This window comes from Rhizomonospora bruguierae, from assembly GCF_018397995.1.
Taxonomy (GTDB): domain Bacteria; phylum Actinomycetota; class Actinomycetes; order Mycobacteriales; family Micromonosporaceae; genus Rhizomonospora; species Rhizomonospora bruguierae.
Window position 1 is genome coordinate 1 of sequence record NZ_BBQH01000075.1, and the last position, 2,568, is coordinate 2,568.

The following is a 2,568-nucleotide window of genomic DNA, read 5'->3' on the forward strand; positions in this document are numbered from 1 at the left end:
GTTTACCAACGCCTGACGAATCACCCGCTGCTGCGACGGACCATTCGGCGCGGAAAAACCATTCGACGCGCCGTCCTGATTGATCGCGGAGCCCGCCACCACCGCGAGCACCCGGTGGCCGTTGCGCCGCGCGTCGGACAGCCGCTCCAGCACCAGCATGCCGACGCCTTCGGCCCAGCCCGTCCCGTCGGCGCCGTCCGCGAAGGACTTGCAGCGCCCGTCGGGGGAAAGGCCACGCTGGCCGCTGAAGTACACCAGCGTCTCCGGGGTGGCCATCACGGTCACGCCGCCGGCGAGCGCCAGGGTGCACTCCCCCGACCGCAGCGCCTGCGCGGCAAGGTGCAGCGCGACCAGCGACGACGAGCACGCCGTGTCGACCGTCAGGGCCGGGCCCCGCAGGCCGAGGGTGTACGAGACGCGGCCGGAGATGACGCTGCCGGAGCTGTCGCCGGCGTAGTCGTGGTACATGACACCGGCGAACACGCCCGTCGGCGAGCCCTGTAGGGAGGACGGGTCGATCCCGGCCCGCTCCAGCGCCTCCCACGACGACTCGAGCAGCAGGCGCTGCTGCGGGTCCATGCCCGTCGCCTCGCGGGGGCTGATGCCGAAGAAGCCGGGGTCGAACTCGCCGGCGTCGTAGAGGAAGCCGCCGTGGCGGGTGTAGGTCTTGCCGGGCTTGCCGGGCTCGGGGTCGTACACGCCCAGATCCCAGCCCCGGTCGACCGGGAACGCCCCGATGGCGTCGCGTCCGTCGGCGAGCAGCCGCCAGAGCTCCTCCGGGGACTGGACGCCGCCCGGGTACCGGCAGGCCATGCCGACGATCGCGATCGGATCGTCGAGGGGGGTCCCGGCCGCGCCGGGCGCCGCCGGGGCCGGCGCGGTGACGCCGGCCAGCACCTCGTCGAGGTGCCCGGCGACCGCGCGGGCGGTCGGGTAGTCGAACACGAGCGTGGCGGGCAGCCGGGCGCCCGTGGCGGCGCCGAGCAGGTTGCGCAGCTCCACGGCGCTCAGCGAATCGAAGCCCAGCTCCTGGAAGGCGCGGTCGGGCCGCACCGCGTCCATCGACGGGTAACCCAGCACCGCGGCCACCTGGGCGCGGACGACGTCGACCAGCACCTTGGCGCGCTCGGTGGCGTCCAGGCCGGCCAGGCGGTGCGCCAGCTCGCCGGTGGCCGCGCCGGACGCGGCCCGGGCCAGCCGGCGGACCCGCACGAGGTTGCCGAACACGGGCGGCAGCTCCGCGCCGGCCTGGGCCAGCGCGGCGACGTCGAGGCGCATCGGCAGGACCAGGGCCGCGTCGGCAGCGGTCGCGAGGTCGAACAGCTCGAGGCCGAGCTCGTCGGTGAGCGCGTTGACGCCCTTGCGGTTCATCCGCCGCAGGTCGGCGTCCGCCAGCGCGCCGGCCATGCCACCGGCCCACAGCCCCCACGCCAGGGACTGCCCGGGCAGGCCGGCGGCACGACGGTGGGCGGCGAGGGCGTCGAGGAACGCGTTCGCGGCCGCGTAGTTGCCCTGGGCGGCGCCGCCGATCACGCCGGTGCCCGAGGAGAACAGGACGAAGGCGGCCAGGTCGAGCTGGGCGGTCAGCTCGTGCAGGTGCAGGGCGGCGTCGACCTTCGGGCGCAGTACCGCGCTCATCCGTTGCGGCGTCAACGCGGGCACGATCGCGTCGTCGAGCACGCCGGCGAGGTGGAAGACGGCGGTCAGCGGGTGCTCCGTGGGCAGGCCGGCCAGCAGGTCCGCGACCGCGCCGCGGTCGGACACGTCGCAGGCGACGATGGCGGCACGGGCGCCGAGCGCGGCCAGCTCGTCCCGCAGCTCGGCGGCACCGGGGGCGGCCGGGCCGCGCCGGCTGGTGAGCACCAGGCTGCGGACGCCGTGCGCGACGACGAGATGCCGGGCGATCAGCCGGCCGAGGGCGCCGGTGGCGCCGGTCAGCAGGACGGTGCCGGCACCGAACCGCCGGGCCCCCTCGCCCCGGCCGCCGGGGGTGCCGTCGCCACCGTCGAGGGACCCGGTGGTCGCGCTGGCCTCGGCGGGCACGGGCGCCGGGACCGGCAGGCGGATCAGACGGGGGGCGTGGTAGGTGCCTGCACGGAGTACCACCTGAGGCTCGGAAGTGGCGACGGCCGGGACCGGACCGTCGTGATCGACCAGGACGAACCGTCCGGGGTGCTCCATCTCGGCGGCGCGGACCAGGCCCCCCACCGCGGCGCCGGCCAGGTCGGTGACGTCCTCGCCGGGCAGCGCGACCGCGCCACGGGTGGCGACGACGAGCGTGGCGGCGGCGAAGCGGTCGTCGGCGAGCCAGCGCTGCAGGACCCCGAGGACCCGGGCCGTCTCCGCGTGCACATCCTCGACCGTGCGGCCGGGGCGTCCGGCCAGGACGACCATGTCGGGCACCGGGCTGGCGTCGGTCAGCTCGTCCCAACTGGCCGTGGTGGGCACCGTGGCCGGGGCGGGAATCGGCTGCCACTCCAGACCGAACAGCGCGTCGTGCGCGGCGCTAGGCCCGGTGAGCTGGTCGGCGGAGACCGGGCGGCCACGGACCTGCTCGACGGTGACGAC

General features: G+C 76.0%; 1 protein-coding gene. It reads right to left on the minus strand.

What is annotated here, in order from left to right; all coding sequences use genetic code 11:
• On the minus strand, nucleotides 1-2,568 hold a 2,568-nt coding region (locus KJS59_RS25235), incomplete at both ends, for a type I polyketide synthase (protein WP_249714858.1).